At 53.8% G+C, this 420-nt stretch carries 1 rRNA gene; it reads left to right on the forward strand.

Annotated features, from left to right (window positions below):
• Positions 1-420: ribosomal RNA gene (locus AC1DNK_RS30025) — 23S ribosomal RNA — on the forward strand; the annotation flags it as partial.

Raw genomic sequence — 420 nt, forward strand, 5'->3', positions numbered from 1 at the left:
CCGCATAGGGGAGCCGCAGGGAAACCGAGTCTTAACTGGGCGTTAAGTTGCAGGGTATAGACCCGAAACCSGGTGATCTAGYCATGGGCAGGTTGAAGGTTGGGTAACACTAACTGGAGGACCGAACCGACTAATGTTGAAAAATTAGCGGATGACCTGTGGMTGGGGGTGAAAGGCCAATCAAACCSGGAGATAGCTGGTTCTCCCCGAAAGCTATTTAGGTAGCGCCTCGTGAACTCATCTCCGGGGGTAGAGCACTGTTTCGGCTAGGGGGCCATCCCGGCTTACCAACCCGATGCAAACTACGAATACCGGAGAATGTTATCACGGGAGACACACGGCGGGTGCTAACGTCCGTCGTGAARAGGGAAACAACCCAGACCGYCAGCTAAGGTCCCAAAGTYATGGTTAAGTGGGAAA

It is taken from the genome of Rhizobium sp. 01N424, assembly GCF_056399485.1.